The sequence below is a fragment of the Candidatus Sulfotelmatobacter sp. genome, from assembly GCA_035498555.1.
Taxonomy (GTDB): Bacteria; Eisenbacteria; RBG-16-71-46; order RBG-16-71-46; family RBG-16-71-46; genus DATKAB01.
Genome location: DATKAB010000211.1, coordinates 1 through 4,215 on the forward strand (window position 1 = coordinate 1; position 4,215 = coordinate 4,215).

Consider the following 4,215-nt stretch of genomic DNA (forward strand, 5'->3'; position numbering starts at 1 on the left):
GTGACCAACGTCGTCGGCGATCAGCAGAATCCGAAGATCGTTCGCGACGGCTCGGGCGGCATGTTGATCGCGTGGGAGGACTCGCGCGGCAACGTCGATTTCGCACCCGACATCTTCGCTCAGCGTTTGAACGCGGCCGGCGCGCCGCTCTGGGCGCCGAACGGAGTCCCGGTGGTCGTCACGCCGGGCCAGCAGGTCCGGCCTTCGATCGCGGGTGATGGTGCGGGCGGGCTGTTCGTCGGCTGGGACGACTACGTGAGCGGCACGGGCGACGTTCGTGCCCAGCACCTCGAGCCGGTGGCCGGCGGCCAGACGTGGCTACCGGCCAATGGACTCGCGGTGTGCGTGCTGCCCGACGACCAGTCGTTCACCACCGTCACGTCGGACCTTGGCCGCATGCTGATCGCGTGGACCGATACGCGCAGCTACCCGGTGATCGACATCTACGCTCAGGCGATCTCCCTCACCGGCGTGCCGCTGTGGACCGCCAACGGCGTCAAGGCTTCTCAAGCGCCCGACCTGAACAATTCCAGCCCGGTGATCATCTCCGACGGATTGGGCGGCGCGATCATCGGCTGGCAGGCCTACGACGGCGGCGCCTTTGCCGACAATATCGTCGCTCAACACCTGGACGCCCTCGGAAGTCTCACCTGGGGCGCGAGCGACTTGCTGGTGTGCGGTGCGCCGGGCCGCCAGCTCTTCATGGGCGGCATCTCCGATCAGCGCGGCGGCGCGATCTTCTTCTGGGACGACCGCCGCATCGACGAGAGCAACATCGATATCTTCGCGCGACGCGTGACCGGAACCGGCACACTGCTGTGGGGAATCGACGGCAACGCCGTCTCGACCGCAGCCGGCGCGCAGGTGGCGCCGATCGGCACCACCGACGGCGCGGGCGGCGCGATCATCGGCTGGCAGGATCAGCGTGCGTCCAACGTCGCCGTTTTCGCCCAGCAAATTGGAGCGAGCGGACTCGTCGGCGTGCGCGATCCGTCGAAGAACTGTGAGCCCGACATCTGCGGCCATCCCTACGCCGATTTCGGCGACGCGCCCGAAGGGATCGCCGCCTACGGGAGCGGCGCGCCCGGCCACTTCCCCACCTGCATCACCGACACGCCGCCCGGAAATCAGACCATCGATTGCGGCGCGGCATTGAGCACGCCGCCCGGGCCGACCGGCTACGTCGAGCACGTCGCCACCGCGTTCGATCCGTTCTATTTCGGGTTCGGCTGCGGGCCCGCGACCTCGCCGGGGTTGGCGGTGGACTCCGAAGCCGACGGCACCGAGAAGGTGGGGCCCACGCCGGCGATCGTTCCGAGCGAGGTGAGCGTTTGTTCGCCCGGAGTCACGATCTACGAGTACGAGCTCGCGACCAACGGCCTGAACTATGGCGTGGATGAGCGGCCCGGCGACGGCGACGCCGGCATCGACGTCACCCCCAAGATGCCGGTGTGCGAGCAATGGGCGATCAACTACGACGCCTGGGCCTGTGCGACGTCACCCGTTCCGGTGTTCCTCAACATTCTGGTGGACTGGAACCACGACGGCGACTGGAACGACGTGGTGGCGTGCGGAACGTTCACGCCCACCTCGTGCGCGCCCGAGTGGGCGGTGAAGAATGCACCGGTGACGCTCTCCCCCGGCTGCAATCACAAGACCTCGCCGCTGTTTCCGTGCGGCCCGTTCGCGGGTGCCTCGTGGATGCGCATTACGCTCACGCAGGTGCCGGTGTCGGACGATTTCCCGTGGCGCGGCTCGGCGCCACCGCCGCGTTCGGGCCAGCCGGGCTACTTCGCCGGCGGCGAGACCGAGGACTATCCGGTGCTTCAGGTGGCGGCGAGTGACGTGGCGCTCGGCAATCTGCCGCGTGGCTTCAGCCTCGACACGCCGTCGCCCAATCCGACCTCCGGCGCCGCAACGCTGCGCTTCTCGCTGCCGCGCGCCGAAGCGGTCGAACTCGGCGTGTTCGATCTGGTCGGGCGGCGGGTGCGACGCCTCGACTCGGCCGCCGCGACCGCCGGCCCGCACGAAATCGTGTGGGACGGGCGCGACGATGGTGGCGCGCGCACCAGCCCCGGGCTCTACTTCGTGCGGCTGCGGGCGAGCGAGGGCGTCGTGACGCGGGCGGTGGTGGTCGAGAGGTAAGTCAGGCGAACGCCCCCATCTGGCACCGAACGTGTAGAGGGCTCGAGCGGCCCCCCGGAGAAGGGGGAGCGCATGTTCGGCATTCGGATCTCGAAATTCGCTCGGGTCTTCACCAGCGCGCTGTTTCTCGTCTCACAGGTAGGCCTGCCCGGCTGCGGCAACGGGCCGCTCAATCCGACAACGAAGTCGTCACCGTTGTCGGCGGAACGCAGGCCCCGCGATCGGGTCGCGCGGATGCCGTCGGATGATGCACCGCCCGACAACGGGGCGCCGGCGTTCGCTCCGGCCAACTGGCACGGCGGCAAGGGCAGCCTGCCGCTCGGTCCCGACATCACTCCGCAGGAATTGCTGGCGCACGTGGACTCGCTGCCCGCGGTGGTTGCCGCAAAGGCGGCCTTCGCGTCGCGGGGCTACATTCGGCGTCAGGAGCTCGATTCACTGAAGATTCTGCCGGGATACTCGATGGTGCTGCTCGGCTATCAGAAGCCCGGGCTCGAGCTGAACCAGGCCGAGGCCTACATTTTCGTCTCAACCCGCCGGCTCGATCTGTATGTTGATGCCGAGGTCTGCGGAGGCCCGACGTACACGGATTGTACGCACGAATCCGTGCCCGCGACGCTCTTCCAAACTCAGGTGGGCGGCGGGCTGATCGAGCACGCCGCGTCGGATTCGATCCTGTTCGTGGACACTCCGGACGATCCCGCCATCGCGATCGTCGGAACATTCAGTGGCTCGCCGGCTCCATCGGCGACGTTCGGAAATCAGCGCGTGATGCTGACTGGGCTGGCGTCCACGCTCGCCGGCGAAGACGGCTGGACCAGCTGTCTGGACATCTTCGGCTATGGCGCCCCGCCCGATGCGACGTGGACGTATGCGCCGGTCCACGGCCCGGAGTACTACGCCGAACTCGCGGCCGTCGCGCGCGAGAACGCTGCCGAACTCGAGCACTATGGCGACGAATTCATGATCGGCTTCGCAGTGGGCGTCGTCGCGGCCATTGCACCGGAGGCGGCGTTCGGGGCCGTTACCAATCTCACCATCCGGAAGGCGATCGTGGATGGGATGGCGGGCGGGCTCGGGTTCGTGTGGCACGAGTACTGGTCGGCCCGTCAGTAGGACGATCGTTGCCGGAGGCGACCCGTGTTCTACTTCATCCCTCTCGAAAAGAGCCGCGTCTGGTTGCTGGTGCTGATCGTGCTGGCGTACACGTTCCTCGCGGTGCGGCTGCAGACCGCGGGACACCCCACGAGCTACTACGAGTTCAAGCCGTGGAACTGGTGGCCCGCGATCTGCGTGCTGGGAGTCATGTGCGTCGCGGCGGCCACCGATCACTTCTCGCGCTCGATCAAGGTGAAGCTCTACCTCATCGCCGGCGCGATGTTCGTCTACGCCGCCGTCATGCTCCCGCTCATGCTGTGGTTGGGCGCGGTGATCCTGCACCCCGAGCGCGGGGACGCGTCGCACGCCGCACAGGACTGGGCGCTGATGCGGGCCTATGCCGGCTACCCGATGGTGATTCTCTCGATGCGGAGTTCATGGCTGCTGCTCAAGAGGGGAAAAGCCGGCCCGGCCGCGAGCCACGACATCGAGCTCAGCCAGGCCGCCTCGAAATTCGTGCGCGAACGGGTGGGCGAATTGCTCGCCTGGGATCTCGAGGCGCTCGACCAGCTTCCCGCGCGGGCCGACGAGGAGATCCGGATCGCCGACGAGTGGATGTCGGCCGCCAGCTGGAGAGAAGCTCAGGATGACGGCTCGCACTGGATCGTCGTTCAGGTCTGGCGGCGCGGGCTGCGCGATCGAACGGTCGCAGCCGCCGGCTTCGCGCTCGACTCCGGCGCGCGCCGCACGCTGTCGGATGCGGAACTGCGAGAGGGCGGGTTTCTCTAGACGCTACTGCCCGTCCCCGTCGAGCAGGTTCCCGAGCCCGCCCAGGATCGAGCCCTCTTCACGCCGGCGCCCTCCGGTCTGAGGCGCGGCGGCGTAGATGCGCGAGGCCAGGCGCGAGAACGGCAGCGACTGGAGCCACACCTTGCCCGGCCCCTGCAGTGTCGCGAAGAACAATCCTTCGCC

General features: G+C 68.0%; 4 protein-coding genes. 3 read left to right on the top strand and 1 reads right to left on the bottom strand.

The annotated features are described in order from the left end of the window. The 3 genes from VMJ70_16035 to VMJ70_16045 form a co-directional block, all read left to right on the top strand. The coding region (locus VMJ70_16035; protein ID HTO92641.1) for a FlgD immunoglobulin-like domain containing protein at positions 1–2,145 on the top strand (2,145 nt) is incomplete at its 5' end. 72 nt (positions 2,146–2,217) lie between these two features. Beyond that, a complete protein-coding gene (locus VMJ70_16040; GenBank protein ID HTO92642.1) occupies positions 2,218–3,261 on the top strand; it encodes a hypothetical protein in 1,044 nt (347 codons plus the stop codon). Positions 3,262–3,285: 24 nt separating this feature from the next. Then, positions 3,286–4,032: a hypothetical protein gene (locus tag VMJ70_16045; GenBank protein ID HTO92643.1), complete on the top strand. Its 747-nt coding sequence runs from the start codon at positions 3,286–3,288 to the stop codon at positions 4,030–4,032. A gap of 3 nt (positions 4,033–4,035) precedes the next feature. Here VMJ70_16045 and VMJ70_16050 read toward each other — a convergent pair. Further along, positions 4,036–4,215, bottom strand: a 180-nt coding sequence (locus VMJ70_16050; GenBank protein HTO92644.1) for a hypothetical protein, incomplete at its 5' end; no start/stop codon positions are given.